The organism is Brevibacillus sp. SKDU10 (assembly GCF_001645205.1).
In the GTDB taxonomy this organism is placed as follows: domain Bacteria; phylum Bacillota; class Bacilli; order Brevibacillales; family Brevibacillaceae; genus Brevibacillus_B; species Brevibacillus_B halotolerans.
The window spans coordinates 1-714 of sequence record NZ_LSSO01000088.1 but is presented as its reverse complement, the minus strand read 5'-3'; the positions used below and the strand labels follow the sequence as shown (position 1 = coordinate 714).

Genomic DNA, 714 nt, shown 5'->3' with positions numbered 1-714 from the left:
GGAGCAATACTGTTCCTCCAACAAGGAGATTTTATCCGTTTTCCTACTGGGATGGATGTAATCAATTTTATGCCGGTAGATTTATTTTTCCTCCTTTTAAACAGGAAAACAAGGTTATGACTTCTAATTAAGTATTGTGACTATCACTTTTACCTTTGCACAAAGGGAGGCGAAGCAGTGGAGACGATCTATAGTCAGCTGCACAAGCTGGGATTTTCCCAATATGAGAGCAAGGCCTACGTTAGTTTGATACAGCAAGCGCCGGCTACTGGATATGAAGTGAGCAAACGTTCAGGGGTTCCGCGTTCGATGATTTATGAGGTGTTAGGTAAATTGATCGACAGAGGAGCCGCTTATTTGGTGCCAACTGACCCAGTTAAATATGCGCCTGTTCCTGCTAAACAAATGCTGGAGCGTTTAAGAAATAATATGGAGGAAACGATTCATTATCTGGAGCATTCGTTAGAAACATTGGAGAAAGACCCTGCTATTGATGTGATTATGCATCTGAGTGGATATGATCACGTGATACAAGAACTATCAGATACGATATATCAGGCAAAAAGTGAGCTGTGGTTATCCATTTGGGAGCCACAGGTAGGCGAACTATATGAACAAATTCAACAGGCAGTCAATCGGAATATCTCGGTATTTTCGATAGTGTTTGGGGCTGAGGGAGTTAGTCTTGGCTACACCTTTCCTCATAACTATATG

Annotated in this window: 1 protein-coding gene; it reads left to right on the top strand. The window is 41.9% G+C overall.

Translation table 11 applies throughout. The annotated features are described in order from the left end of the window. Positions 1-177 precede the first annotated feature (177 nt). On the top strand, positions 178-714 hold a 537-nt coding region (locus AYJ08_RS05440; protein ID WP_197490592.1), incomplete at its 3' end, for a TrmB family transcriptional regulator.